Source organism: Marinobacter halophilus (genome assembly GCF_003007685.1).
Taxonomy (GTDB): Bacteria; Pseudomonadota; Gammaproteobacteria; order Pseudomonadales; family Oleiphilaceae; genus Marinobacter; species Marinobacter halophilus.
In genome coordinates, this window is record NZ_PXNN01000017.1 from 279,993 (window position 1) to 305,750 (window position 25,758).

Consider the following 25,758-nt stretch of genomic DNA (forward strand, 5'->3'; position numbering starts at 1 on the left):
ATCCGGGGCTAACAATAGCATGGACCGGCATTCAGAAGAAGCAAAGCTGTTTCAGGAAAAGACGAACGCGAGGGGAAAATCTGGGGGTGACCCCATCAGCGATCCTCCGGCACACACATCCACCGCTTCGGCTGCTCCCTTCCGGGCCTGACCGGGTTGACGGTATCGTGTTGCGGAGGCACCAATGGGGCCACCATAACGGCGTTTCGGGACGTTTACCCGAAAGCGGCGCGAATAGTAGCAGAAGGGTTTACCGACTACAACGCCCTATAACGGTAAGGGCACTTCGTCCTGCCGAAACCAGCAGGCAATACTGTAGCGGGTGCGGTTGGCAGGCAATACCTCATGGGGCACTTCCTCACTCAGGAACAGCACCGCGCGACCTGCCTCCGGGCGCACCAGACCTGCCGGCGAACACTCATTGCCTGAACTGAACAGCTGCAACTCGCCACCGTCTTCCAGACCCCAGTCCTCATTCAGGTACAGCACCAGACTGATCATGCGTGAGGCCCGGCCCCGAAAACTGTCGACGTGGCGTCTGTAAAAATCGCCACTCTGATAGGTTGCGTAGTGGGCCTCAAATCGTTTCAAGCCCAGAAACAGTCGTTGATTCAAGCCTTTCCTGAGCTGGTCCAAAAAACTGAACAAGCACGCCTGGGGTTCACTGAACCCTTCCAGCCAGGCAATCTTATCGCGGCGTACGCTGGAGTCTTTCACCAAATCCGCCCCCCGGCCGATACCGGCCCGGCTCATCGCTTCAGATTTGTGCAATATGGTCACTTCATTGCGCAAAGCCGCCAACAAGCCCGCCGGCAATCGGGCCGACAGATCCAGCGACAGCCAGGCTTGCTCAGCCAAACCCTTTGCCAGCTCATCAAGCCATTGCTCATCAACCGGGTGTACCTTCTCGCTCAGGTCAAAGCCGGTAACCAGCGCATCGCCGACAGCCGAATTGATAATGCCATCAGCACGCGCCAAAAGCGTCTCTGGCATCGGAATGATCACCGCTCCACGGTTTTGAAACTCCATCAACGCGCCCCTCAAGTTTTCGGCTATTGTATGATCAAACTCGCCGACAGCGCGGTTTTAATTTACTCTCTGGCTAAGCAGATACACTTAAGGAAGACGTACCTCACCATGTCTGAAAGCAGGAACAAACCTCCGGTTTCCGTAACCCCCGGGCAATGGTCTTTCACCCGTTGGCGAACCGTGGGGCAGCTTGAAGCACTGGAGGTATATCACCCTTTGTTCCAGGCCACCGTCTTCCTGCAAGGCGCGCACCTGAGCCACTTCTCCCCGAGAGACCAGAACAACTGGCTCTGGTTAAGCGAGCTGGCCAAATTTCAACCGGGCCGCGCGATCAGAGGGGGCGTCCCTGTGTGCTGGCCCTGGTTTGGCGACCCGGCCAAAAATCCGCCAGAGATTCGCAAACGCACTCTGAGCCCCTGCGCGCACGGCTTTGCCCGAACCGCCGTATGGCACTTCGAAGATGTCCGGGAAAGCGCCCACGAGGTGGAGATCAGCCTGTCACTCAAAGCCAACGAAGATTTTGCCGAGCAGTGGGATGGCCATGCGCTGGCATTGATCACGTTCAGCTTCTCGGTGCGTGGTTGTCAGATCGCCCTGACCACCACCAACCTGTCCAGACAACCACTGGCGTTCAGCCAGGCCCTGCACACCTACCTGCCAACCACCGATATCAGCCGCACCCGGTTACTTGGGCTGGGCAACAGCCAATACGTGGATACCTTGAAAAATTGGGATTATTTCAGCCAGGAAGGCCCTATCTACATTGACGGCGAAATCGATCGAATTTATGAATCCGGCGAACCGCTGACCATGGTCACCCCCACAGGCAAGTGCAAACTCACCGCAGTGGGCAGCGATTCCACCGTGGTCTGGAATCCAGGGCCTGAGAAAGCCAAACGGCTTTCGGATTTTCCCGACAACGCCTGGCAAAAAATGCTGTGCGTCGAAACAGCCAATGCAGCCGCCGATTACCGGGTTTTAAATGAAGGCCAGAGCCACACCATGGGTGTCTTTATCGGCCGGGCATAGCAGCCACCTAATTAACCATTGACTCAGGGAGCGGGCATGAGCCTGGCATCATTGCTTAAATCCAGACTGGTACCGGCAGAGCTGGCTGCCCAGATAGACCGAATTCGCAAGCCCATCGGCAGCCTCGGCTACGACCCCTGGGGATACAACAACGAAGCCGTCAAGTACGGTTTCTCGTTCACCCGCCAGATCTATGAAAAATACTTTCGTGTGCAGGCTGATGGCGTAGACAACGTTCCTGCAGAAGGCCCGGTGCTGATCATCGCCAACCACTCCGGGCAATTACCGTTGGACGGGCTGCTGATCGGCTACGCGCTGGCCTCCCGCAAAGACAAGCCACGCATGCCACGGGCCATGATTGAGCGTTTTTTCCCGACCGTGCCCTGGCTGGGCAACCTGCTCAATGAAATGGGCGCGGTGCTGGGCGACCCCGTCAATTGTGCCAAGATGCTGGAAAACGACGAAGCCGTGATCGTCTTTCCGGAAGGCATTCGGGGCTCCGGCAAACTGTACCGGGATCGCTACCAGTTAAAACGATTCGGCAACGGCTTCATGCACCTGGCCATGCAGTACAACGCGACCATTGTGCCGGTGGGCGTGGTCGGCTGCGAGGAGACCATTCCCGCCATCGCCAACATCAAACCACTGGCCAACGTTCTGGGTGTACCCTACGTACCCGTCGCATTACCCGTTATTTTCCCGGCCAAAGTGCACCTGAACTTTGGCCCACCTATGCACTTTGACAACACCGAAATACCGGAAGAACGCGTGACCGAACGCGTGGAAGCGGTAAAAGCAGAGATCAGCCGGCTGATCGACAAAGGACTCAGCGAAAGGAAAAGACTGTTCTGATGACCACCAAACGCAGACCGCATATTCTGGTCACCGGCGCGGCTGGCGCTCTGGCCCAACAAGTGATCAATCGCCTCAGAAAAACCTGTGACCTGGTCGCCGTGGATTTCCGGGAGCAGGTGTACCTGGGCGACGACATCCCGAGCTACTGCATCGATTTCAACAAACGGGTTTTCGAAGACCTGTTCCGGCGCTATGAGTTTGACGGCGTGATTCACCTGGGCCGGATCCTGTCGAGCCAGCTCACCCGCATGCGGCGCTATAACGCCAATGTGCTGGGCACCCAGAAACTCCTCGACCTGTCCCAGAAATATGGCATCCGCAGAATCATTGTGCTCTCCACCTACCACGTATACGGAGCCGTGGCCTACAACCCCGCACTGATCGACGAATCGGCCCCGCTCAAAAGCGTCGGGCTAAGTGCTGACCTGGTGGATTCGGTAGAACTCGAGAACCTCGCCAATATCTATCTATGGCGCTATCCGGAACTCAACATCACCATCCTGCGGCCCTGCAACATCGTTGGCCCGGGCGTTCGCAACTCCATGAGTTCGCTGCTGGGCAGTGAACGGGCTCCCGTGCTGGCCGGCTTCTCGCCAATGATGCAGTTTATCCACATCGACGACATGGCAGACGCCATCGTTCTGGCCTGGCACAAACCCACAAAAGGCGTGTTCAACGTAGCACCCCAGGATTGGGTAGCCTATCAGCATGCCTTGAAGCTATGTGGCTGCAAACGAATCCCGCTACCGTCGATACCGCCAGTGGTTCCAAAAATGATCTCCAGGGTATTAAACCTTCGCAGCTTTCCACCCTACTTACTGGGTTTCTTCAAGTACCCGGTGATCATAGATGGCCGAGCCTTTGCCAATGAATTCGAGTTCATGCCAAAGCGTCCGCTGAAAGAGATCTTTTACTATTACAAGAACAACAAAAAGCCGGTGTGATCGGCGCCCGGAAATTGCCGATACCATTTGCCGATACCAATAGACGCCGTCGGTAATTCACAGCTACCCTGTACAAAATTAATACAGGATTAAGGTTTAAGGAAAGACCGAATGCTCTGGGATCTCAGCGTGATCAGCCACAGCGCAGCAGCGGCCATGTTTGCCGTGTTGTCTGTACTTATCGCCACACGTTATCTGCGGCGGGATATTGATCGCGCCCTGTTCCTGGCCTCTGTCGTCACTACCCTGTGGGCGGCCACCCTGGTGGCCCAGAGCATCTGGGGACAACCCGGGTTCTTTGTTCGCTATTTGCTGGAACTGCTGCGAGACACCGCCTGGATCCTGCTGCTGTTCGCCATGCTTCGGGACTCGTTCCGCCAGGGCAAGCTGACCAACCAACTCAAAAAAATCCTCGGTATCTCCATATTTGGACTGGTGATCGTGCTGCTGACACTCGGCAGCCTGGAGTTCATCTTCGGCCTGAACCTGCTGGATGGCAAAACCAAAGTCATCGGCCAGATTGCCCTGGCATTGCTCGGGCTGTCGTTGATTGAGCAAATCTGGCGAAACGCGCCCGGGTTTGGCCGCTCCTCAATGAAATACCTGTGCATTGGCATCGCCACCATCTTCATGTTTGATTTTTTCATGTATGCAGACGCACTGTTGTTCGGCCAGGTAGCGGATTCCTTCTGGAATGCCCGGGGATTCGTCAATGCGGCACTAATGCCACTGTTTGCCATTAACGTCATCAACACCCGCAAACAACCGGTGGATTTCCAGCTCTCGCGATCAGCTGTCTTTCATGTAGGCACCTTTTTGTTTGCCGGTGCCTACTTGCTGTTCCTGGCCATTGGCGGTTACTACGTTCGGGGTTTAGGTGGGGCCTGGGGCGAGGCACTGCAAGTTCTATTCATCTCCATCTCGCTGGCATTTCTCGTCGCTCTGCTCCTGTCCAGGCGTATCCGGGGAAAGCTGATGGTGTTCATCAGCCAGAACTTCTTCGATTACAAATACGATTACCGCGAAGAGTGGCTGAAAATGACCCGGGAGCTGGCCAACCTGAGCGACGATCCACCCTTGCCAGAGCGGGTTGTGCGCATTCTCGCCGGCCTGGTGGAGAGCAACACCGGCGCCATTTGGCTTCAGGGCGAACAAAAGGACTACCTGCTGAAAGCCAGCGTTAACGTGGCGATACCAAAATATACCGTCATCGATGGCGATGCCGAAATTGTTCGATTCTTCCAGGACCGGGAATGGATCATCGATTTAAACGAATATCGCTCAGACCCCGTCCGCTACAACCTGCTGGAGATTCCAGACCCGATCACCGACACGCCAGACGCCTGGCTGATCATCCCCCTGTATCTTGGCAACGAACTGTACGGCATTGCCATGGTGGGCGCGCCCTACTCCCGGGTAGACCTTAACTGGGAAAACTTCGACCTGATCAAAGTTGTTGCGCGCCAAACCTGTAACCTGCTGGCCCAGACCGACGCCCAGAACCGGCTATCTCGCGCCATGCAATTCGAGGCCGTAAGCAAGGCCTCCGCCTTCATGGTTCATGACCTGAAAACGTTGATTGCCCAACTCTCTCTGCTGGTCAAAAACGCCCCCAAACATCGCGCTAATCCCGCCTTTATCGACGACATGATTGCCACCACCGATCACGCCGTCCGTAAAATGGCCAACCTGATGGATCATATCCGCAAACCCTCCAGCCCGGCGGAGGAACATCGAAGCCCGGTAAACCTTACCCAAGTGGTTCGTGAACTGATTGATCACCACGGCCACCGACATCCGGCCCCGCTGTTGAAAGGAGAACCTGACGAGATTGACGTATGCGCCGATAAAGAACAGCTGCGCAGCGTTCTGGGCCATTTGATCCAGAACGCCCAGGACGCCACACCGGCAAATGGTGAAATATCCATCAACCTGAAAACCGCGAAAGGTAATGTGGTGATTTTCATCCAGGACACCGGCACCGGCATGACCGAAGACTTCATCCGCAGCCAGTTATTCAAGCCTTTTGAAAGCACCAAAGGGCTCACCGGCATGGGCATAGGCGCCTATCAGGCCCGGGAATACATCCGGGAACTCGATGGCAGCATCGACGTGACCAGCGAACCCGGCGTCGGCTCCTGCTTTTCAGTGAGAATTCCGATGTACAAGGCCAGCGATGACAAACCGGTCACTAGCCCGTTAATGCCAATCAGCGAGATAGCCCCGACGGAGAAATCCGTCAATTAACCGTCGGCCAAAGGAATTTGTTTGATTCGGCATTGCAAAGTGCCAATGTTAAGTTAAGAATCGTAACTATGGAAATGCCGGTTCAGCCAATCCGGCAACCGAGTAGCATGCGGACCAAAGGACTGATTTTTGTTGTGAAGCAATTACTGATTGTAGAGGATGACCCGGGCCTTCAAAGCCAGATGAGATGGTGCTTCACAGACGCCATTGAAGTCTCAGTCGCATCCGACCGTGAGTCTGCCCTGACCGCGCTGCGGCGGATGGAGCCCCAGGTAGTGACTCTGGACCTCGGGTTGCCACCAGACCCTGGCGGCGCATCCGAGGGCTTTGCTCTGCTCGAAGATATTCTGCGCCTGGCACCCATGACGAAAGTCATCGTGGTTACCGGCCGGGAAGATAAAGAAAACGCCGTCAAGGCCATCGGCATGGGCGCTTCGGACTTCTATCAGAAGCCGCTGGATGCGGACATCCTGACCTTTGTGGTCAACCGGGCCTTTCGCCTGGCTGAACTGGAACTGGAAAACCGGGAGCTGGCCAGCCAAAGCAACGGCACCAGAATCAAAGGTATCGTCGCTGCCAGCCCGGAAATGCTCGCCATCTGCCGGACCATCGAAAAAGTCGCACCCACAGATGTAACCACCCTGATCACCGGCGAAACCGGCACCGGCAAAGAATTGCTTGCCCGCGCCCTGCATGATCTGAGCTCCCGGGCCGACAAACCTTTTGCCGCCATTAACTGTGCCGCCATCCCTGAGAACCTGCTAGAAAGCGAACTGTTTGGGTTCGAGAAAGGCTCCTTCACCGGCGCCACCCAGAGCAAAAAAGGCAAGATCGAAAACGCCAACGGCGGCACCCTGTTCCTGGACGAAATCGGCGACATGCCCATGGCGCTCCAGGCCAAGCTGCTGCGGTTCCTGCAGGAACGAGTGGTCGATCGGGTAGGTTCGGTGAAACCTGTACCCGTAGACGTACGCGTGGTGTGTGCAACCCACCGTGACGTCCAGGAACTCATCACCCAGGGCACCTTCCGCGAAGACCTCTATTACCGCATCAGTGAAATTACCCTGGATGTGCCCGCGCTGCGCGACCGGGACGGAGATGCCCTGGTAGTGGCGCAATCGTTGCTGCAATCACTCGGCAAACAGATGGACCGCCCCAACCTCACCTTTACCGAAGATGCCATCAAAGCCATCAAGAACCACCCCTGGCCCGGCAACGTCCGGGAAATGATCAACAAGGTGAAGCGGGCCACCATCATGGCAGATGGCAAACGCGTTACCGCGGCTGACCTGGAACTGAACTGCGATATGGCGGGCCCCGAGAGCCAGCTGAACCTGCGCCAGGTGCGTGAAAATGCAGAACGGGCGGTCATTTTACAGGCACTGCAGTCCTGCAGCTTCAATATGGCACAGGCCTCGCGACTGCTGGGCATCACCCGGCCAACGCTTTACAACCTGACCGACAAGTACCGGATAGAAACATCCGCTGAATCGCCGAGTGCCTGAGTAGCAGGCAGGGAATCCATAACAACATCCAAAAAGGAAAGGAACAGGGCCATGAAACCAGTACGAGCCGTGCGAGCGACCCTTCTTTCAATTGCCATTTCGCTTACCCTTGCCGGTTGCACCGGCGACAATAATGAAGAAATGAGCCAGGAGGACATCCAGTATCTCAGCCACCTGGACCAGTCGCGCTTTTTCCAGCGCCAGGGTGAGCTCAAGGCCAGTACGCTGGAGGCACGCAGTGCGATTGAAATGCAGCCGGAGAAAATCGAACCTTACTTCCTGATCATCGACAACCTTATAAAAGCTGGCGATGCGACCAACGCCGAAAGGCAGCTCAGCCTGGTCATGGGTCTGATCCCGGAAGAGGAAATCAGCAGCGCGGTAAAAAATCGTGCCAGCCTCATTTTTGCAGAAGCGAATCTGATGCAGAGGCAATATGAACTGGCACTGGCCGCACTGAACAACATTACTTCACCCGATCGATCAGTAGAAACCAAGGCTGCACTCCTCGAAGGCGAGATCTTCCTGGCTTCAGATCGCCTTGATCAAGCCAAAGCCGCATTCGAAAAAGCCGGAGGCATAGATTCAGGGGCGATCGAGCCGGTTATTGGCCTATCAAAAACGGCATTCGTCAGCAGCGACGTAGATAGGGCGCGTGAATTAGTAACAGAAGCAGAACAGATTGACGGAGAGAATACCGAGCTGTGGCTCTGGAAAGCTCAAATGGCGCACTCGGCCGAACAGTGGTCGGAAGCGGAAGACGCCTACATCAGAGCTCTTGAGGACATTGGCCAGTATGACGTCATGACTCAGCGAAAATACGCCACCATTTCTGCTCTTATCCGCGTGTTACGAGCACAAGGAAAACAGGCCGAAGCGTTCGTCTATGAGGAAATACTTGCCAAGTCTGCACCCGGCACGATAAAGAGCAACCTGACTGCGGCACAGGATGCACTGGAACAAGGCAACCTGAACGACGCTGGTCGCTATCTGGAAGAAGTGCTCAAACAAGCTCCAAACCATGAGCAAACTGCCTTGATGCTTGGCCTTGTTCGCTTCAGACAAGGCCGCGTTGAAGAAGCCGAGAAGCTGCTCGCCCCTGTGGCAGCTCTTGGCGACTCCGAAAGTGCCAGCAAATTGCTGGCCGCCACACGGCTGCACATGAGAAACCCCCAGGGCGCCCAAGACATACTCAACACGCTGGAAAATAAAGACTCCGATCCCGAAACGCTGGCTTTGGTGGCAATAGCATCGCTTGCCAGTGGCGATACCGAGACCGGTGAGGCGCTTATGGAAAAGGCTCTGGAACTCCGACCCGATAATCATCAGTTACGCTTGCGGTATGCCAACTACCTGAATCAGCAGGGCTCCCATGCACGAGCAATCGATCAGATTACCCAGGTGCTAAACAAGGCACCTGACATGGATCCGGCCCGAAGCCTCCTGATTCAGGCTCAGGCAAGCTCCGGTGATCGGGCCGCCGCCATTAAAACCGCGTCAGAGTGGATCAAGGATGAACCAGACAACGTCGGCGCGCTGATTATTCGCGGAAACCTGTCAGCAAGCGAAGATAAACCCGAGGAAGCGAAAGGATACTTTACACAAGCGCTTAATAAAGATGCCAATGCCCTGGGGCCCGTTATCGCACTGGGCAGCCTGGCGCTGAGCCAGAACAACCAGGCCGAGGCACAAAAACAGTTCCGCAGGGCCGTCGAACTCGCCCCGGACAGCCGTCAGGCGCTACAGGGACTGACCTCCGTACTGGATCCAGACGAAACCGAACGTTTCATGCGCGATGTTCTTGAGAATAATCCAGACACAACTGGCCCACGCCTCATACTCCTGGAGCTGGCGTTACGAGAGGAAAACACCCAGGAAGCCGACGACCTGACCGCTGCGTTGCTCGAACGAGACGAGGAAAGCACCCCGTCACGGGCAGCACCTCTTGTCGCCAACATTTACCACAATGTAGCGACGAGGCTCAGAGCAAGCGGAGAGACTGACCGCGCTTCGGCTGTCCTCAACCGGGCCAGAGTACTTTTCCCTGACCATGAGGAAATTGCACTCCAGGCCGCCCAACAAGCCTTTATAGCCGGAAACAACGACCAGGCCCGAAGCATCCTTCAAGACGCGAAAAAACAACACCCGGATTCCCCCAGGCCTTACCTGCTCGAAGCGCGTTATTTTGAAAGCCAGCAAGAACACCAACAAGCGGCCGAATTCTATCAACTGGCGATGGACAAACAGCCCGCTGCAAGTGTCATGAATGCCCACGCTGGAGCCTTACAGGCTGCTGGTCGTGAAGACGAAGCTCTGTCACTCCTCGAATCCGGCATGGACACCTTTCGTGACAACTTAGCGTTACGACTGAGGCTTGCTCTGCTGCAGCAGTCTGAAGGAGACAATGAGAAGGCCAAAGGCAATTACGAGAAAATATTGAACTCCATGCCCGAGAACCCGATGGTACTGAACAATCTGGCCTGGCTTTATTTTGAAACCGGCGATGAACGGGCCGTGCCCCTGGCCCGTAAAGCCTACGATCTTGCCCCAGAGAACGCAGCTGTCGTAGACACTTATGGCTGGATCCTGCTGAAAGCCGGCAACCTTGAGGAAAGCCTGCCTATCCTTGAAAAGGCCCACGAGCTGCAACCCGAGTCTCAGGAAATCGCCCTGCATCTGGCCGAGGCTTACCGAGCTGTTGGTAAAAACGCAGAGGCCCAACGAATTCTGGAAAAATTCGGTGATCAAGGCTGATGGATCAAGCATTGAAATCACGGTATCTCTGGCTGGCCTCCATTCCGCTGCTGGCGGTGGCGCTCTGGCCTGAATGGCTGTCTTTTTTCCACCTGTGGTACGGCTCAATCATATACAACCACGGGTTTCTGGTACTAGGTGGCATCTTCTTTCTTCTGTACCAGAGAAGGCAGGCTCTCAGAGCACTTTCAGTGAACGGCTCTGCACTGGGGTTGTTTCTACTCACCGGATCGGTTGCTGCACTGATCCTGTCCCAGGCCGCGGATATTAGGCTCTTCCGCCTGATACTGGCACCTCTGATTATCCTGTTCTGGGGCTGGTCGATATGGGGAAAGCCATTTGTCACTGCCGCCGGGGGGCCAATCCTGCTGCTGGTTTTTGCGGTACCCGTCTGGGACGACTTCTCCCCTCTTCTTCAGCACATCACCGTATTCTTCAACACCATCTTGCTGCAGACGGCGGATATCCCGGCCACCATCCACGAATTTTTCATTATCCTCGAGGTTGGCACCTTCCTGGTGGAGGATGGCTGCAGCGGTGTACGTTACCTGATGGTCGCGCTTTTTCTGGCGGCCTTTTACGGCCAGCTTTACTACCGTTCAACCACTCGCATTGCACTCCTAATCGTCATTGCCGGCCTGTTATCCATGCTGGCAAACTGGATACGGGTCTTTGGCATTATCGCAGCGGGCCACTACACCGATATGGAAACCTCCCTTATCGAAGATCATGAGCTGTTTGGATGGGTTGTTTTCATTATTCTGACACTGGTGCCGCTTTTCTTTATTTCAGGCAAGCTGGAACCTTCGACGTCCGGCAATGACGACATACTCCCCGATCCTGACCACATGACTGATCAAGATCGGGCCAAGCACCTGTCACCCAAATGGCTACTGATTGCCTCTCTGCTTATCTTATCTCCAGCCATGGTATCGGCGGCGCTTGACGCCAGAACAGAGCGCATGGCTGGCGCATGGACGCCGGAACTGCCTCTGCCTGGCGCTGACTGGAGCGGGCCTCTTCGCCACGCCAACCTCTGGCAGCCCGATTACGTAAAACCAGACATCGATCTCGGCGGAATGTACGTCTCCGACGACCTGAAGCAGGTGCAATTGCAGCTGACCGGGTATCGCCGACAAGCCCAGAACAGAGAACTGATCGCCTACGCCAACCGGCTATTCGATCGCAAGCAATGGAAGCTCGTGTCCACAACCTCCCGAACACCGGAGAGCAACCAGACAGTAAGCGCGCCCACCGTCAACGAGACGGTCATTCAGAATAACGCGGATGGATCCTACGTTATCTTGTGGTCCTGGTACCAGGTAGGCGACCAGCGCACCAGCTCCAGAATCGAGGTGAAGATCAAAGGGGCTTTTAACAAGCTCCAAGGCGATGCCCGCGGTGCGCTATGGGCTCTTGCGGGGCGGTGTGAAGCCGCAGAAAGCGAAGGCGTAAAGAAACCTGACTGTTCGGATCAGAGGGCCACATTCGACCGGTTTCTGCAGGGCATTCAGGGTTGACGTTCAAACCCATCAACAAAAAACCCGGCACTCAGGCGAGTACCGGGTTTTCTTTTTAAAGACCGCTACCGTCTTTGTAGACAGGCTTTATCCGAATCAGGACTTGCGGCGACGCGAAAGCCCCAGGCCGGCAAGGCCAAGACCCAGCAGCGCAAGAGTGCCTGGCTCAGGAACCTTGGTGAACACACCTCTGAGTTGTGCTACGTTGGCGAATTGTTCAGTCGTGATCAACTCTTCCATCGTCGGCCCACCATCCTGACTGAACCCTCTCAGGTCGAGCGTATACAGTGCTCCATCAATTTCGAACGAATCGGAAGAGGCTAAACTCTCAAAAGACACGATGTCATCACAGCAACCGTTGCCCGTGTTACGGGTTTCTTCGTGCAGGAACCGGAAAGACAGAGGCGTCGCGTATGGAGCTCCTTCAACGGAGATAGACATTGAAATGCTCAGCAAAACACTGTCTACGCCGGTGTTTGGGTCAATCTGGAAGTTGAAATGGGTAAAATCACCCAGATCAAATTCTTCGTTTATATTCACCGGAAACGCAGAGGGTGCAGAGCCATCAAAACGATAGCCGCTTTTTGTTGGCTGGCCACCACCCCAACGTACTTCGTGGCCGTCTACACTGTAGACAACCTGACTGCCTCCAATGGCATCTGACCAGACGCCAGACACACTATCAACAGAAATAACCGGCATTGCTAACAATGGTGCTGACAACGAAGCGGCGAGTACGCCACCTAAAACCAACATCTTGTTCATGGTAGATCCTTCTCGTCCAATGATTACTTCGAAACTCAGCACTATGTAAGCCAAATCCATGCCATGAAGATTTAGATCTTATTTTTCAGCCGCTTGCTGTACGTTAAGAGTAGATTAAATGAAAAGGTGTAAAGTTATCCGACAGCCTCCTTCACTATTTTTTTTGACCGGCGTACCGGTCATTTATGTTTTGAACGCGGGTTAGCAGGGCTTTTTTTCGATCTTCAAATATCGCGCTTTCGCTTAACATTGGGGCACATGAGAATAGAATCCGGCGCAGATTTTTTTTGCATTTTCGCGCCTTTAAGAACTGCCAGCCCTGCTTGATACGAGAAAACGAGCCTTGTTTCGTATCCCAGAACGCCGGGCCAAGCTCGGCTAATGAGTATGGGAGATTCATCGACTCACACCAATCTTCCCATTTGAAACGCTCATGAACATGAAACTTCATTGGTACCCAGGGAACCCGTAAAGCATCAGCCACAATAGCGCCATGCATCGCTTCAGTTAACACCTTTTCAGACCTTTCCACATCAAGCATAAAGGCTCGCGAACCTACACTTGGGCTTAAATAATGAATGCCTAGTTCATCACAAAGTTTTTTCAGGCCAAATCCTGACGCGAGATCAGATTCTACGTGTGGAATAAACGTAGTGGCATACTTCTTTTCAGGTCCGCCTGCAGAGTTACTTTGAAAATCTGACAATAAAATTGCGCCATCTGCAATTGCTTTCTCGGGCTCGAGGTTCAGGGCAGTCGCGGAGCGAGGCCCCCGAACACATGCAAAGTCCCAACTGGAGTCAAATCGGGACAGATTTAGACTTCCGTATCCCACACCGCTAGAAAAAACAATCTTTTTCTTATAGTGGTCGACACGAGTTAGTTCGCGGTCGTTAAGTATAGTACCTATACCAATTAAGCATATTTCATCACTTTCAATAATAGATTTGTGAAATATCTTACCGAGCAAGCATGGATTGATATCATCCCCGAAATTCCTTATCCCACGATTCTTGCTATAGGATTGGTGGAAATAAATAGCCATATATTAACCTGGAACAATCATAAATTAAATCATCCAACATATGTGTTGGGGTTAAAGTAAAATCAAAAATTTTCGATCAATGTACTTTGTACTTCGGAATAATCGCTCGGCTGCCCAGCAGTATCCACAGCTCTGACTTGAAACTGCCATGATCCAGGCGCAAGATCGCGAATAACATAAGAGCGATTTTGGTCAGATTCGATTTTAACTATATCGACCCTCTCTGAAGCCCCTTCTATCTTTAAAGCGTCCGCAATAACGTAACCATTGGCTTCGTTTAACAATGAAACAGTTAATTGACTGGAGCCGGGTGTAAAAACCCCTAACTCCTGCCACTCCCCACCTCCTGATGTCTGATCCACGGTATACCGTTTCTCGTCGGACTTGCCATCTTGAGTTTGATATCGAATGAAATAGATAGCATTGGTGGCTCGGTTAGGATGGGAAGTCCAGTTCGCTGATAACCTGTGCTCAATTCCCGGAGAAAGATCATAAAACGACCAGGTTGCACTGTTCTCTCCTGTTCCAGCAGGCATCGCCACGTAATCCTCCCCAATAAAACCGGCAGTAGAAGTCGACCTACTCACGTCAGGCCCATACGCGACGAAACCGCTTTGCCCATTATCCACAACAATTACCTTAGCGGAATCATTTGCAATGGTGTATTTCAACTCATAATAATCAATTTCCTCAGGAGAAAGAGCACTGCCGTCAGTTCGTGCGACCGGCGCTTCCCAGGTGAGCAACACCGCATTCGCCGCTAATACGCTTGTGGGATCATTTGGGTCTGTGCCCGCCAGATATTCCTCGTAATTAGTATAACCATCGCCGTCTCTGTTCAGATGACCATCTGCCACTGTCGGATCTAAGCCTGTAAAAGTTTCATAGCCATCGGGCATGCCATCGCCATCGGTGTCGGCGTTAAACGGGTCGGTCATCCCCAGAAACTCCTCTAGATTCGTCAACCCATCGCCATCAGGGTCTTCGTCAGCATCCAATGGATTGGTGGGGTCCAGCCCATGCTCAAGCTCCCAGGAATCCGGCATACCGTCATTGTCAGCATCCAAAGAAGTCAGTTCGGCCGCCTCTTTAAAAAGTATCGCATCGGCAATGACGTAGCCGTCTGAATCGTTGGAAACGGTAACCCGGCCGGTAAGCGTTGACATGCGGAAGGTGCCCAGTTTGAACCATTCGCCACCGAAATCACGTTGATCAACCTCAATCGTCGTAGTGGTCAGAAGATCCTGATCGTTCAGGTGATGCACAACATACTTCACATTGGAGCCGCGGTTTCCATGAGCTGTCCACCTCGAATATACATCAAGCCGTTTCACGACGTTCAGGTTCCAGGTAGCGGACTTTTCGCCGGTGCCAGCCGCAACAGCCAGGTAACCTTCCCCAATGTAACCTCTTACAGAACTGGATTCAGTCCATTCGCCGTCGGTATAAAATCCGGAGTTGGTGTTATCAATAATGTACTCGGCCTCAATGCCAGCTCCGGGTGCTGGTAGCTCGTCAAAATCAAACTTCGGTTTAAAGCTGCTACAACCTGTCACCACGCTTCCCGAGGCAACCACCAAAACCAGTATATTTGCCTTGCTCATCACCACCCCTCCGCTGTTGCACGTATCACTACAAGGAGGATGGCACATATTCAGGCACGCACAGGTTCAGCTATAGTTCGTTTTGCGATATAGCCCTGTTTTTTATCGTAGATGTCTTTTAATACACAAAAAAGCAAACCAAAGCGCCGACAGCAGCAGTGTACTAGGCTCCGGAACCGCAACGATGCGAGTTATCGAGCCATAGAGATCCTCTTCAGTACCAAAGGGGCTGCCAATTTCCTGATTGAAGAACCAGAAGTGAAAGCCCCCCGAGTGAAACTGATTCAGGTTGATTTCACCCGTGTCCCGGATTAGTCGGTTTTCTTCGGGAATCGTGACTGTTCCGGTTTGCTCCAAACCCAGAAACCCCAGATATAGAGCGTATGGATAAACCGTCGAGCCGTTTCCTTCAGGGGGGGTTAACGGCGAATAACTACCGAATGTGTAGAAACGCTCCGGCGACCAGTCACCCCAATGGTAACTAGCCACCGTCTGTTGCTCGAGAAAAGCCCAATCGCCGATTACCCCCTGAAAAGAAACCTTGTGCTGCCCCGAATTATGCGTCCAAATATTCAAGCGGATAGTAAACTCATCTCCCATATGCACACCTGATAGGGAGGCAACACCGCCGATATCCCCGGTAACCATTCCATGCAAATCATAGGAATAGAAAGGTTTCGCGTGTACGCCACACGCCACCGAAAGCAAAAACACAGCTAAGATTAAATGTTTCATACCGCACATCCCTATCCATAGGTAACGGAACCGCCGGACCAAACGGCGAAAACCTCTTCCTGAAGTCAATACAGCACGAAAAAAAAGACTAAAACAGCGGGAAGGACTGGTTGGCATGTCTATCGCCAGCCAGCAGTGGTCATTTTTTATGCTGAACGGTAATCTTGTCAAGCGTTGCTGCGATCAAGGAGGCGTCCGCACCGGTAACGTCTTCATGACTTGGCAGGGTGACCAGTCGATCAGCAAAGGATTTTGCATTCGGACACTCCCCGGCTGAGCCGGCCAGAATGTCGAATACCCCCTCTATCTCAGGCAAGGGGGCGCCATAGAAAGCATTGGCACCAATACTCACATCATTCAGCGCGTCAACGGCTTTGTCTCTGATCCCCCGGTCTGGTGCCAACAAGGCATACCGTAAGGTCACCTGCCCTGCCCTTCTGCCACCGGAAAGCTCTTCCGCCATGAACGCCCTCCAGCCGCGCTGTGCAAGAAACCCAAGCTCCCTGACGTAATCTGCAGCAATGTCAGAGCGTTCACTGGCGCCTCGAATACCCGCCAACAGAAGCCCCCCCGGCAGTTGTAACCGGTGCAGGTCAAGAAGAGGCTTATAAACCGTAGTACCGAGCCCGAGAAACGGAAGCCTCCTCAGGAGACCATAGCCGAATCTCCCAAGAAGAAAATTGAAAACCAAACGCTTGGCCTTCCATTTCCAGCCAATATTCAACGTCTCTTCTGGCAGACCGAACAGTACGTCAGCCGCGCTCGCACTATGGTCAGCGCGAACCAACAGTGCCCCACCACCCATCAGGTTGATCGGCTTACCACGGCCGAAACTCAGCACGGCGCAATCCGCGATTGGCTCACGGGCACAATCCGGCGGGAAACACTGTGCGGCATCCTCGATCAGCCAGACATCACGCTCCCGGCACAGGCTCGCCAACAAGGAAAGCTGCTCAGGCATACCCAGAAAGCCCGCGGCGATGACCGCGACGGTGGCGTCAGACAAGGCCCGAGACAATAATTCATAACTCATGAAAGGCGAGTCGGGTAGAAGATCTACCAGCACCGGTCTTGCGCCCTGCGCCACTACTGCCGTCACGAGGTCAGGGCAGCCGTAGGCAGGCAGAACGACCTCTGGCGTTGAATTCTTCACCTTGGACCGGCTGATCGCCAACAGCACCGCTGCCGATAGCGCTTGTGTGCCAGAGCCCATAGTCCACGTGTGGTAGTTGGTATCCCAGGGCAAACTCACTCCTGTTCCTGAATCAGGGGCAGGCACGCGGCTTCCGACAGGTCTCAACATCCCCTTCATCGCTTGGACGGCGTCCAGACGGTCATGCGCCGGCCTTTGAGAAACTCGACGGTGGCACGGGCGATGGCCAGGTTTACCTGAACAAAAAAGTAAGGAATCTTGACGACCGTGCGCTCCCGAAACTCTGGCTTGATATGTCCGGCCATCACGACACCGTAGAACAAGAGCTGGACAAGCAGGGCGAGTGCATAGATACCGCCCCTGCCCGCTAATAATACCGAGGTGATGAACAACAACACCTGAAACCAGGGCACCGCCCAACGCATCAGTTTATGACCGAATACCTGAAAGGCAAACCAGCCAAACCGGAACGGGTTGAGAACTTCCATATGGCGACTAAGCGCTGTAAGGCCCCGGATAATCGTGCGGATTTTGCGTTGATACTCCTTCGATGCATCCGCTACGTCCTGATAGTAGCCAAGTACATCAGGTGCCGTTACGGCCACCAGGCCCTGACGGGCGCAATTAAGGGCGGTATTGAAATCACTTGGGGAGTTAATATCCCAATTTTCATCACAAACTTCACGCCGGGCGGCAAAGAAAGACCCGCTAAGCCCCACCAGGCCAGCCCTTTGGGACTCCAGCCCCCTCAGCCACATTTCATAACGAACATACGCACCTTCCCCAGCCACTGAGCCATCACGGCTAACAAATCGATCCTCGCTGGACACCGCACCAACTGAAGGATCATCAAAGTACCGAATCATCCGCTCAATCGCGCCCTCCGGGATGGAGGTTGCCACATCCGAGAAAACAAGAATCTCCCCACTGGATGCCTTAATCGCCTTTAACTGAGCATATTCCTTACCCTTACGCTCATTCGCTCTAACAAGACGTACCCCCTGGCCGGAAAACTCTGCCACCACCTGATCCGTTTCGTCAGTGGATGCATCAGAAGCGACAATGACCTCAAGATTGGGATAGGACAGCTTCAAACAGTTCTCAAGCTTTTCTAGAATACGACCGGCTTCATTATGGGCTGTGACGATCAACGAAACATTTGGTTCGGCCTGAGAGCAAATGTGTTGGCGCTGTGCGCCCGGACGACGAGGAAGAAATTTAAGCAATACGGGATAAATAAAATAACTAAACAACGTACCTGTAATAGAAAACCAGAAAATCAGCTTCAGCATAACCCCACATCCCTATTCGCTTGCTATCAAGCCGTTAAACAGAAAAAGCTCACATTTCACATTTCACATTTCACATTTCACATTTCACATTTCACAAGTCGGAGCTTTCCTGACTTCTCTCTATATATCTCATCCACAATATCAACCTTGTAACTTATATCACTCGATAAATCTCTTTTTAACCCTAAAATCAGCATATCAAGTATATCCTCAGACCAATTTTTATTAGGAATAATCCTTACCAATATTTGATCCTGAGACTTCTGAACCACTTGAAATTGCTCAAAGGCGCTAGTCTTTGATTGAATGCCTTCAAAAACATAGATAACAGCTTCTGGGTGTACACGCTTCCCTGAAGGCATCTGGAGAACATCATATGCTCGTCCGTGAATAGATTCCAAGAGTGGAAAACCTCTACCACAACCGCAGCGGGCATCTGATAGCGAGGCATAGTCACCCAACCGATATCGAATCAAAGGCGTTGAATGATTGTAGAAATCGGTAACGATAATTTCACCGGCACCAGAATCATCTTTTTCAATCTCAAGGAGTACGTTGTCAGACATCACATGCATCCCACCCTGTTCACATTCATGTGCGATGGAACCTACTTCACCACAGCCATATTCATTATAAACGGAAACACCAAAAGCCTTGGATATCACTTTTCTTGACTTGTTAGTTAGAATTTCAGAAGTAGTAATTACAGATTTAACTGACGAAATTGGCGGCAGGCCATTATCTAAAATATGCCGTGCGAATATCTCAATAACACTGACGTACCCATATATGAAACCAGGCTTAAACAATAGAGCCTCATGGTAATACTGATTCAGTGACTCGGGTGTCAGGTCAAATGCTGAGACTCGCTTTCTGTTTGCAATTAAGTCAGTGATCGAAGCACTCGCTTTACCCGAGACTGAATGAGGCACACCCCAGAATCTCAATTGCGGCTCACCTACACTTAGCCCAGCCCATTCATACGCTCGGGCCGTAGCGCACCTTTCGCGAGCAAGGGCCATAGGGTTTTTATAAAGCGTTACAGGTTGCCCCGTGGATCCGCCGGTTGTTTTGCTCGACCGAATAAAGCGACCACGATCGACGGACATTTCACCTAAGCTGTTTATGAGATCAAGTTTCGAAACCGTTGGAATATTCCGCAGATCGTCAAGGCTTTTTATAGCTTCCGGCACAATACCGGCACCATCATACAACTTTCGGTAAAAGTCAGAGTATCTATAGGCGTATGACAGTATCGCCTTAAACCGGGATAACTGCAGTTTACCTAGCTCCTCCTGCCCCACCCACTGATTACGCCTGTAGTCATTCAAAAGGAAAGCAATCGGCTCTCCTTTTAGCATTGTCGCAGGGTAATAGAATAACAATTTGGACAAATTCTTATGCACGCGCCTATCCTTCCCTGTGCTTGACTTCCGGATGACTTTTCGGTCGGTGAATGGCACACTCTGACCGCTGTCAGACTATACATGGACGTTTTGGCCAAAACCACTGGCTTGGCTGAAGGAGGCACTGGGTGTGACTACCATTCGATCTGTTATCAAATTTTGTGCCCTCAGCACATTTGCTGTCTACGGGTGGCTACGCCTGAAGCTGAACCGCAGCCCTGCACTGATCATCCTCACCTACCACCGGGTCCTACCGGAATGTTCCGTCGAGCGGGAGCAGGAACAACCCGGTATGATTATTTCACCCAGGAACTTACAGCACCACATAGAATTTATTCGATCATTGGGTGCAGTCCCTGTCCATCTTGATGAATGGCTCCTTAAGAACGAGACCGGCGAGCCCCTGCCGGCGCTATCAGTAGCTTTCACCTTTGATGACGGCTGGAGGGACAATTATCTCCATGCCTATCCCGTGCTCCGCCAACAACAGATACCTGCAACTATATTTCTGGTCACCGGCATGATCGGTAAAGCTGAAACCTTCTGGCCTGAGCAAGTCATAGAATTGCTTCGTAGGCCGGGTATCCAGTTAAACGATCCAGCGCTCGACTGGATTGAGCCTTACCTCGGTAGTCTCAGAAACAGTTCCAAGCCACTCTCTCTCCTGGAAGCGGATGAAGTAATCAATCGCCTCAAATCCCTGGATGATGCAACTATCATCCAGCACTTAAAAGACACCACTTCGCGGCTCACCACTGTAATTTTCTCGGTTGAGCAGGCGCCAGCAATACTGCAAGCCCGGGAGCTAAAGGAAATGTCTGGGGCCAACCTGATCAAATATGGCGCTCACACCAAAAACCACTTCCGCCTTAACCGACTGAACAGAGTAGATTCGCTGGAGGAACAAATCGCCGGTTGCCAGGTAGACCTTGAGGAAATGGAGATCAACAGCGTGCCTATTTTTTGCTATCCCAACGGAGATATAACAGACAAAGGGGAAACGCTGGTATCAGAACATTATCAGGCCGCCTGCACCACCAAAACAGGCTGGAACCTTGCGGGCTGTGACCCCTATGACCTGCACCGATTCAACCTTCATGATGGCAACAGTTACAGCAGTCGAACCCTGCTGGCAACCTTAGGGCGCGGCCTGCTATGACGGCAGATAGCAAAACGTTAGTAGTGACACATGTTATTTCTGGTGACTTGTGGGCAGGCGCCGAGGTTCAGGTTTATAACCTTTGCCGGGCCCTGAAAGCCTCTGATCAGGTTGCACCGACAGTCGTCACGTTCAATGAAGGTATTCTTTACAACAAACTCAAAGAACTGGCTATTCCGGTCTCACTGGCGGATGAAAAGAAACTGGGGCCACTCGCGATAGCCCGGTCGATTGCAGCCCACTGCCGGGAACAAGGCAGCAAAATCGTCCACACTCACGGATTCAAGGAAAACGTACTAGGCGTACTGGGCAAGGAGTTTGCTGGGGTGAAAATCTCCGTTCGCACAGTGCACGGCAACCCGGAAAACGTCTTTTCGATCAGACGACCACATAAATGGTTGATCGAAAAAATGGATACATTCCTCGGTCGCACTCGCCAGCAAGCGGTTATCGCGGTCTCTACGCAACTACAAGAAAGTTTGAACCGGATGTTTCCCGGACAAGTGCACAAAATATTCAACTTCGTGGATGTCGAGGAGATTAGGCGGCAATGGCCCGTCAAAGCTCGCGATCCTCTCGAGAAACCACTAATAGGGATAGTAGGTCGACTTGTGCCCGTAAAGCGGGTCGACATCTTCATTCAAACGATCGCACTGCTCAACCAGCAGGGATTTGAATGCACCGGAGTGGTGATTGGCTCAGGCCCATTAGACAAAGAACTTAAAGAACTTGCAGACGACCTTAATATAAGGAACCACATAGAATTTAAAGGGTTTGTGGACCCCTCCCTGGAGGAATTGAGAAAGCTGGATATCCTGCTGATGACGTCAGACCATGAAGGCTTGCCCATGACCCTGCTTGAAGCCATGTCGTTGGGCATCAAAATCATCGCGCATCACGTTGGTGGCATCCCCGAAGTTCTGGATAGTGGAGCAGCCGGAATTCTGGTAACGGACCACACTCCTCGAGGTTATGCTGAGAGCATCACGCGATGTTCAGAGTCTTCCAGATTACTCGCCGATCAAACTAGCTCCAATCCACATGACGTACTATTCAGAAAATTCAATATCGACAAGAACACCAAACGTTATAGTGATATATACCTTAACCTAACGGACGAAATACGCGGCCCGATCTAAATGCCAACTCACCAGACTGCCAATCGAGTACGGACAATACGTCGGCTTCCTGAGTAACGACAAAGATGGAAGAACCTTACGCCGCTGCTCGCCTGTCTTTGAGCAACTGCCATACGTCCTTCATAGCACGAATTCTGAGTACAACAGCGAGTATGATATACACAAGCACGCCCTCAAATATCTGCACAAAAAAACGTAACAGAGCGTGCAAATCTGACAACATTGGCTCGGTAGCAACAATAACAAAGCCCATGAGAAGAGCGGCGACCAGAGTTTTAACCAACGAACCCAACAGGTCTCTTAATGGCAACCCGATGAGGCTTCCTGCCACCGACAGTGTTATCGCACTATTAATAAGGGTCGCAGCGGTGGCACCGACTGCAATGCCCTCAATTCCCCATGGAATACCAGCTGCTACTCCCAGGAGAGCAATCGGGCGGGTCAGCAGGTTGACCTTGAATTGCAGCTTGGCCTTTCCCTGAGACAGGTAGACAGAGCCCGTCACTGTAACGATAGAGGTTGCTATCCCTGCAATACACAATATTCGGAGCACGCCGACCAAATCGCCCCATTGATCCCCCAGAACTCCAAATACAAAACTCTCAGCGACGGCAAACATTCCAGCCATCATGGGGAAAGTCAGCAATGCAATGGCCTGCGTACATCTCATGTAGACACTTCGAACGTGATCCCTGTCATTCTGGATAAGGCTCAACGCGGGAAACATCACGCTTCCCATAACATGCGACACGTTCTGTAGGGGAAACAACATCATTGACTGAGCCTTATCAAGAAGGCCCACGGCATCCCCACCCAAAAACCGACCTGCCAGCAATTTGTCGGCACGCTGTGTGGCGTACCGGATCATTCGAGTTGCAAACACGTAGAAGCTGAAGCCAAAAAGTTCGCCGAGTGCTCGCTTACTGAACACCAGCGCCGGAACCCAACGCGCAACACCCCAGATATAAAGGGTTGCGACCGCCCTTAGAATCACCGCTTGCCATGCCAATGCCCAGAACCCGTAACCGGCTTTTACCATCACGATCGCGGATATGCCGGCAACAATCATCCCTAAAAGATCCGCTAATGCGATGACTTTGAAGGTAAGGTCTTTCACCAACCGTTGCCGAGGCACCAAGGCCGCTGCACCCAGTAAAAAATTTATCGACAGAATGTACCCAACGACAGCAAGCTCTTCCCTCCCATAAAATGCGGCGATTGAAGGGGAAAAAAACAGAATCAGGCCTGTCAGGCCTGCGCCTAACCCCAGGTTTGTCCAGAAAACCGTGTTGTAGTGCAGCTCGGTAATATCTTTTCGTTGAACCAGGGCAGACCCCAGGCCCACATCCGTCAATAGCCCCGCAAAGCCAGTAAACACCATCATCATGGCAATCAGTCCAAAGTCATCCGGTGTCAGCATTCTTGCAAGGGCAATGCCGAAGCCCATCGAAATGACCTGACTGACAATCCTTCCGCCGGCCGTCCAGCTGAGGGCTTTAACAACTCTGGACTGGAACTCAGACATCCGGCAGTTTATCCATCACCGATGCCGCTTGCCGGCTGCACTCAGCTTGCACTGCTAGTACCTTTTCTCGCCAGAGTTCAAGGTTATCGAGCATATACCCGAGTGCAATTTCAGAACCTGAAACGCTCATATCCTTTGTCGACAACCTTGCCTCATCCATCCCCAGCTGATGAAACAATTCCTCCAGTTTGAATTCGTATGCGATGCCCAATACCGGTGTACCGGCCACCAGACTGAGAATGGCGGCGTGCATCCGCGTGGCGATGACCAGGTGAAAACTCTGGTAGGCACTCACGATCTCTGTAGGTTGTCGGAACTGGCGGTCGATGGTGACGCTCCGTACGACGTCTTGTGGCAGGGCGGACACAATCTCATCTGCCAGCCTGGTATCGTCGGTCCAGTATTCTGGAATACCCTGGCAGGTCGAGAGAAACACCACTTCCGCACCATGATCCCGCACCGCACGGGTAACCATCGCTGCCATGGAAGCTTGATACTGCTCTGCGAGGGAACGATCACCGTCGTTGAAGAAGTGCATAGTCCTGACGGAGACGGCAATTCGTAACGGGCCAGGCGGCGAACCCGCCGGTTCCGCCGCAATCACAAACGCGGGATCCTTTCCCAAAACGATTTTTTCTGCCTGAACGCCGAGCTCCAGAACATGCTGGCGCGATCGCTCATCGCGCAGGCAGATTAAAGATGCCTTATTGAAGATTTCTGTAAATGCCTTTCGATACTCTGGGCGGGTAAAAGGCCCAAGCGTCTGAGTAAAAAACACCAGTGGAGAGCCCGTCGCCAAGGTTAACCGGTAGTCTCGGATATTGGTCCACAAACCATAGTTTTCAGTCAGGTAGGTGCCACCGGTGCTTACCACAAGATCTGCGTTTACATATTCAGCGACCGATTGGCAATCCTCTCGGCTGGCAAACAATTGCCCCAGAGCACCCAGCTTCCATCGGCACAACCGCGCGACAAGCGACAGTGACATGAAGCGAAATCGCTCATTCCAATGGCCATAGCCCTTAACTTCGAGTTTTCTGGCAAGACCTGTGCGCGGACGATTGCCAAACAACGACTGGCGGAAAGTTGCCCACGGATAGTATTTGCCTGCCGCTTTTGCAGACTTGTCAAACACGATGAAGCGGGTATCTTCACCATACCGGGCACGCAAAATCTGAAACATACCCCACAGGATTGCGGCATCACCAGTGTTAAGAGAAACAATGTTTGTAATAACTATCTGCTTTGGCCCGCAGGGCTTATTCATAACCAAATCTCTTGGCCACTGGGCCAACAATTGCGTTTATTCTCTTCAGGTTCTCTTTACCAAAGTAATCCTCCAGGCTTGCAGGCCTTGTCCCTTTTGGCTGGAACTGAATATCAACAAGCGAAGAGATGTCTTTCAGGTCCGAAAACCCAAGTTCGCCAGCCATTTTGTCGATCTGGACCTTCTTGTCCTTACGGAAATCTTCATAGCGAATCAGATGGATTCGCTCCTGGCTTTCAAGGTAACGCTCTGCGGAAATACGCCAACGCCAGGCCAATTTTTCAAGATAGTCACTACCCGGCATTTCAGGCGACGTGCCATTAAGCACCCTGCCCCACGTCCCCTTCACACTAGTCAAAAGCAGTTTTCCATCCGTCGGGTTACCCGGAATATTCAATCGACTGAGAATACTGCGTATATTGTCCCTCGGCTCACGCACAATAAAGACGATGTGTGCGTCAGGCAAAAGCTGTTTTAGCTCACCTAAAAAAAGCGGGAAGTTGGGATCCTTTACAACCGTCCCACTAAACACGCTTCGGTGCTGGCGCCACAGGCTTTCTAACGACAATGCACCTGAAAACAGAGCGTCCCTGAAGCAGACCCCTTTCGAATCCAGCTGATGAAAAGGATCACTACAAACCTCAACACCGGCGGCTTCAGCCAGCAAGCTGGCAATCGCAGTTGTGCCGGACTTGGGCATTCCGGCAACAATTACTTTACCTTTGCCCTTGTTCATGGGCAGGGCGCCCGCCAGACGACTTCTCAGGTTGGTCAATGCCATCGGC

Annotated in this window: 20 protein-coding genes and 1 other RNA gene; 9 read left to right on the forward strand and 12 right to left on the reverse strand. The window is 52.7% G+C overall.

Annotated elements, in window-relative coordinates; genetic code table 11:
* Nucleotides 1-90 precede the first annotated feature (90 nt).
* Nucleotides 91-187: signal recognition particle sRNA small type (ffs, locus tag C7H08_RS15160), an RNA gene on the reverse strand.
* An 80-nt stretch (nt 188-267) separates the two neighbouring features.
* Nucleotides 268-1,029, reverse strand: coding sequence for a 2OG-Fe(II) oxygenase (locus C7H08_RS15165; RefSeq protein WP_227663294.1), 762 nt, complete (start codon nt 1,027-1,029; stop codon nt 268-270).
* 108 nt (nt 1,030-1,137) lie between these two features.
* On the opposite strand from C7H08_RS15165, the gene C7H08_RS15170 reads away from it, so the two are divergent.
* The 7 genes from C7H08_RS15170 (at nt 1,138) to xrtA (ending at nt 11,883) form a co-directional block, all read left to right on the forward strand.
* The gene (locus tag C7H08_RS15170) at nt 1,138-2,058 is read left to right on the forward strand and encodes a D-hexose-6-phosphate mutarotase (protein WP_106673080.1); all 921 of its coding nucleotides are present in this window, start codon (nt 1,138-1,140) and stop codon (nt 2,056-2,058) included.
* 36 nt (nt 2,059-2,094) lie between these two features.
* A complete protein-coding gene (locus C7H08_RS15175) occupies nt 2,095-2,910 on the forward strand; it encodes a lysophospholipid acyltransferase family protein (RefSeq protein WP_106673081.1) in 816 nt (271 codons plus the stop codon).
* Entirely contained in the window at nt 2,910-3,857 is a 948-nt protein-coding gene (locus C7H08_RS15180) for an SDR family oxidoreductase (RefSeq protein WP_106673082.1), read from the forward strand. The genes C7H08_RS15175 and C7H08_RS15180 overlap by 1 nt, the downstream gene beginning before the upstream one ends.
* A gap of 111 nt (nt 3,858-3,968) precedes the next feature.
* Nucleotides 3,969-6,104 carry an XrtA/PEP-CTERM system histidine kinase PrsK gene (prsK, locus tag C7H08_RS15185; protein WP_106673083.1) on the forward strand — a complete coding sequence of 712 codons (2,136 nt, stop codon included), beginning with the start codon at nt 3,969-3,971 and terminating at the stop codon, nt 6,102-6,104.
* 134 nt (nt 6,105-6,238) lie between these two features.
* Complete coding sequence (prsR, locus tag C7H08_RS15190; protein ID WP_106673612.1) at nt 6,239-7,609, forward strand: PEP-CTERM-box response regulator transcription factor; 1,371 nt, start codon at nt 6,239-6,241, stop codon at nt 7,607-7,609.
* Between the two features lie 51 nt (nt 7,610-7,660).
* Nucleotides 7,661-10,363, forward strand: coding sequence for a tetratricopeptide repeat protein (locus C7H08_RS15195; RefSeq protein WP_106673084.1), 2,703 nt, complete (start codon nt 7,661-7,663; stop codon nt 10,361-10,363).
* The gene (gene xrtA, locus C7H08_RS15200; RefSeq protein ID WP_106673085.1) at nt 10,363-11,883 is read left to right on the forward strand and encodes an exosortase A; all 1,521 of its coding nucleotides are present in this window, start codon (nt 10,363-10,365) and stop codon (nt 11,881-11,883) included. Before C7H08_RS15195 ends, xrtA begins: the two co-directional genes overlap by 1 nt.
* A 96-nt stretch (nt 11,884-11,979) precedes the next feature.
* Here xrtA and C7H08_RS18265 read toward each other — a convergent pair whose 3' ends face one another.
* From C7H08_RS18265 to C7H08_RS15235, 7 genes are all read right to left on the reverse strand, one after another.
* Nucleotides 11,980-12,648: a THxN family PEP-CTERM protein gene (locus C7H08_RS18265; protein WP_188445261.1), complete on the reverse strand. Its 669-nt coding sequence runs from the start codon at nt 12,646-12,648 to the stop codon at nt 11,980-11,982.
* Nucleotides 12,649-12,802: 154 nt separating this feature from the next.
* A complete protein-coding gene (locus C7H08_RS15210; RefSeq protein WP_106673086.1) occupies nt 12,803-13,693 on the reverse strand; it encodes a polysaccharide pyruvyl transferase family protein in 891 nt (296 codons plus the stop codon).
* 62 nt (nt 13,694-13,755) lie between these two features.
* Nucleotides 13,756-15,297 carry a golvesin C-terminal-like domain-containing protein gene (locus C7H08_RS15215; protein ID WP_106673087.1) on the reverse strand — a complete coding sequence of 514 codons (1,542 nt, stop codon included), beginning with the start codon at nt 15,295-15,297 and terminating at the stop codon, nt 13,756-13,758.
* Nucleotides 15,298-15,399: 102 nt separating this feature from the next.
* Complete coding sequence (locus C7H08_RS15220) at nt 15,400-16,032, reverse strand: hypothetical protein (protein WP_106673088.1); 633 nt, start codon at nt 16,030-16,032, stop codon at nt 15,400-15,402.
* A 139-nt stretch (nt 16,033-16,171) separates the two neighbouring features.
* Entirely contained in the window at nt 16,172-17,278 is a 1,107-nt protein-coding gene (locus tag C7H08_RS15225; RefSeq protein ID WP_165793971.1) for a DegT/DnrJ/EryC1/StrS family aminotransferase, read from the reverse strand.
* Nucleotides 17,279-17,340: 62 nt separating this feature from the next.
* The gene (locus C7H08_RS15230) at nt 17,341-18,477 is read right to left on the reverse strand and encodes a glycosyltransferase family 2 protein (protein ID WP_106673090.1); all 1,137 of its coding nucleotides are present in this window, start codon (nt 18,475-18,477) and stop codon (nt 17,341-17,343) included.
* Nucleotides 18,478-18,554: 77 nt separating this feature from the next.
* Nucleotides 18,555-19,883: a phenylacetate--CoA ligase family protein gene (locus C7H08_RS15235; RefSeq protein WP_106673091.1), complete on the reverse strand. Its 1,329-nt coding sequence runs from the start codon at nt 19,881-19,883 to the stop codon at nt 18,555-18,557.
* A 130-nt stretch (nt 19,884-20,013) separates the two neighbouring features.
* On the opposite strand from C7H08_RS15235, the gene C7H08_RS15240 reads away from it, so the two are divergent.
* Together C7H08_RS15240 and C7H08_RS15245 are read left to right on the forward strand one after the other, a co-directional pair.
* Entirely contained in the window at nt 20,014-21,042 is a 1,029-nt protein-coding gene (locus tag C7H08_RS15240; RefSeq protein WP_227663295.1) for a polysaccharide deacetylase family protein, read from the forward strand.
* Nucleotides 21,039-22,181, forward strand: a complete 1,143-nt coding sequence (locus C7H08_RS15245) for a glycosyltransferase family 4 protein (RefSeq protein ID WP_106673092.1) — start codon at nt 21,039-21,041, stop codon at nt 22,179-22,181. The genes C7H08_RS15240 and C7H08_RS15245 overlap by 4 nt, the downstream gene beginning before the upstream one ends.
* 76 nt (nt 22,182-22,257) lie before the next feature.
* On the opposite strand, the gene C7H08_RS15250 is transcribed toward C7H08_RS15245, so the two are convergent.
* The 3 genes from C7H08_RS15250 to C7H08_RS15260 are packed head-to-tail and all read right to left on the reverse strand — an operon-like array spanning nt 22,258 to nt 25,754.
* Complete coding sequence (locus C7H08_RS15250; RefSeq protein ID WP_106673093.1) at nt 22,258-23,706, reverse strand: lipopolysaccharide biosynthesis protein; 1,449 nt, start codon at nt 23,704-23,706, stop codon at nt 22,258-22,260.
* Nucleotides 23,699-24,973: a polysaccharide pyruvyl transferase family protein gene (locus tag C7H08_RS15255; protein ID WP_106673094.1), complete on the reverse strand. Its 1,275-nt coding sequence runs from the start codon at nt 24,971-24,973 to the stop codon at nt 23,699-23,701. Before C7H08_RS15255 ends, C7H08_RS15250 begins: the two co-directional genes overlap by 8 nt.
* Nucleotides 24,966-25,754, reverse strand: a complete 789-nt coding sequence (locus C7H08_RS15260; RefSeq protein ID WP_106673095.1) for a sulfotransferase family protein — start codon at nt 25,752-25,754, stop codon at nt 24,966-24,968. The genes C7H08_RS15255 and C7H08_RS15260 overlap by 8 nt, the downstream gene beginning before the upstream one ends.
* Between the last annotated feature and the right edge of the window lie 4 nt (nt 25,755-25,758).

What these genes read in the sequence shown, in the direction of transcription:
- C7H08_RS15165 (WP_227663294.1), bottom strand. Translation starts at nt 1,029, where the DNA reads ATGGAGTTTCAAAACCGTGGAGCGGTGATCATTCCGATGCCAGAGACG.
- C7H08_RS15170 (WP_106673080.1), top strand. Translation starts at nt 1,138, where the DNA reads ATGTCTGAAAGCAGGAACAAACCTCCGGTTTCCGTAACCCCCGGGCAA.
- C7H08_RS15175 (WP_106673081.1), top strand. Translation starts at nt 2,095, where the DNA reads ATGAGCCTGGCATCATTGCTTAAATCCAGACTGGTACCGGCAGAGCTG.
- C7H08_RS15180 (WP_106673082.1), top strand. Translation starts at nt 2,910, where the DNA reads ATGACCACCAAACGCAGACCGCATATTCTGGTCACCGGCGCGGCTGGC.
- prsK (WP_106673083.1), top strand. Translation starts at nt 3,969, where the DNA reads ATGCTCTGGGATCTCAGCGTGATCAGCCACAGCGCAGCAGCGGCCATG.
- C7H08_RS15195 (WP_106673084.1), top strand. Translation starts at nt 7,661, where the DNA reads ATGAAACCAGTACGAGCCGTGCGAGCGACCCTTCTTTCAATTGCCATT.
- xrtA (WP_106673085.1), top strand. Translation starts at nt 10,363, where the DNA reads ATGGATCAAGCATTGAAATCACGGTATCTCTGGCTGGCCTCCATTCCG.
- C7H08_RS18265 (WP_188445261.1), bottom strand. Translation starts at nt 12,648, where the DNA reads ATGAACAAGATGTTGGTTTTAGGTGGCGTACTCGCCGCTTCGTTGTCA.
- C7H08_RS15210 (WP_106673086.1), bottom strand. Translation starts at nt 13,693, where the DNA reads ATGGCTATTTATTTCCACCAATCCTATAGCAAGAATCGTGGGATAAGG.
- C7H08_RS15215 (WP_106673087.1), bottom strand. Translation starts at nt 15,297, where the DNA reads ATGAGCAAGGCAAATATACTGGTTTTGGTGGTTGCCTCGGGAAGCGTG.
- C7H08_RS15220 (WP_106673088.1), bottom strand. Translation starts at nt 16,032, where the DNA reads ATGAAACATTTAATCTTAGCTGTGTTTTTGCTTTCGGTGGCGTGTGGC.
- C7H08_RS15230 (WP_106673090.1), bottom strand. Translation starts at nt 18,477, where the DNA reads ATGCTGAAGCTGATTTTCTGGTTTTCTATTACAGGTACGTTGTTTAGT.
- C7H08_RS15245 (WP_106673092.1), top strand. Translation starts at nt 21,039, where the DNA reads ATGACGGCAGATAGCAAAACGTTAGTAGTGACACATGTTATTTCTGGT.
- C7H08_RS15250 (WP_106673093.1), bottom strand. Translation starts at nt 23,706, where the DNA reads ATGTCTGAGTTCCAGTCCAGAGTTGTTAAAGCCCTCAGCTGGACGGCC.
- C7H08_RS15255 (WP_106673094.1), bottom strand. Translation starts at nt 24,973, where the DNA reads ATGAATAAGCCCTGCGGGCCAAAGCAGATAGTTATTACAAACATTGTT.
- C7H08_RS15260 (WP_106673095.1), bottom strand. Translation starts at nt 25,754, where the DNA reads ATGGCATTGACCAACCTGAGAAGTCGTCTGGCGGGCGCCCTGCCCATG.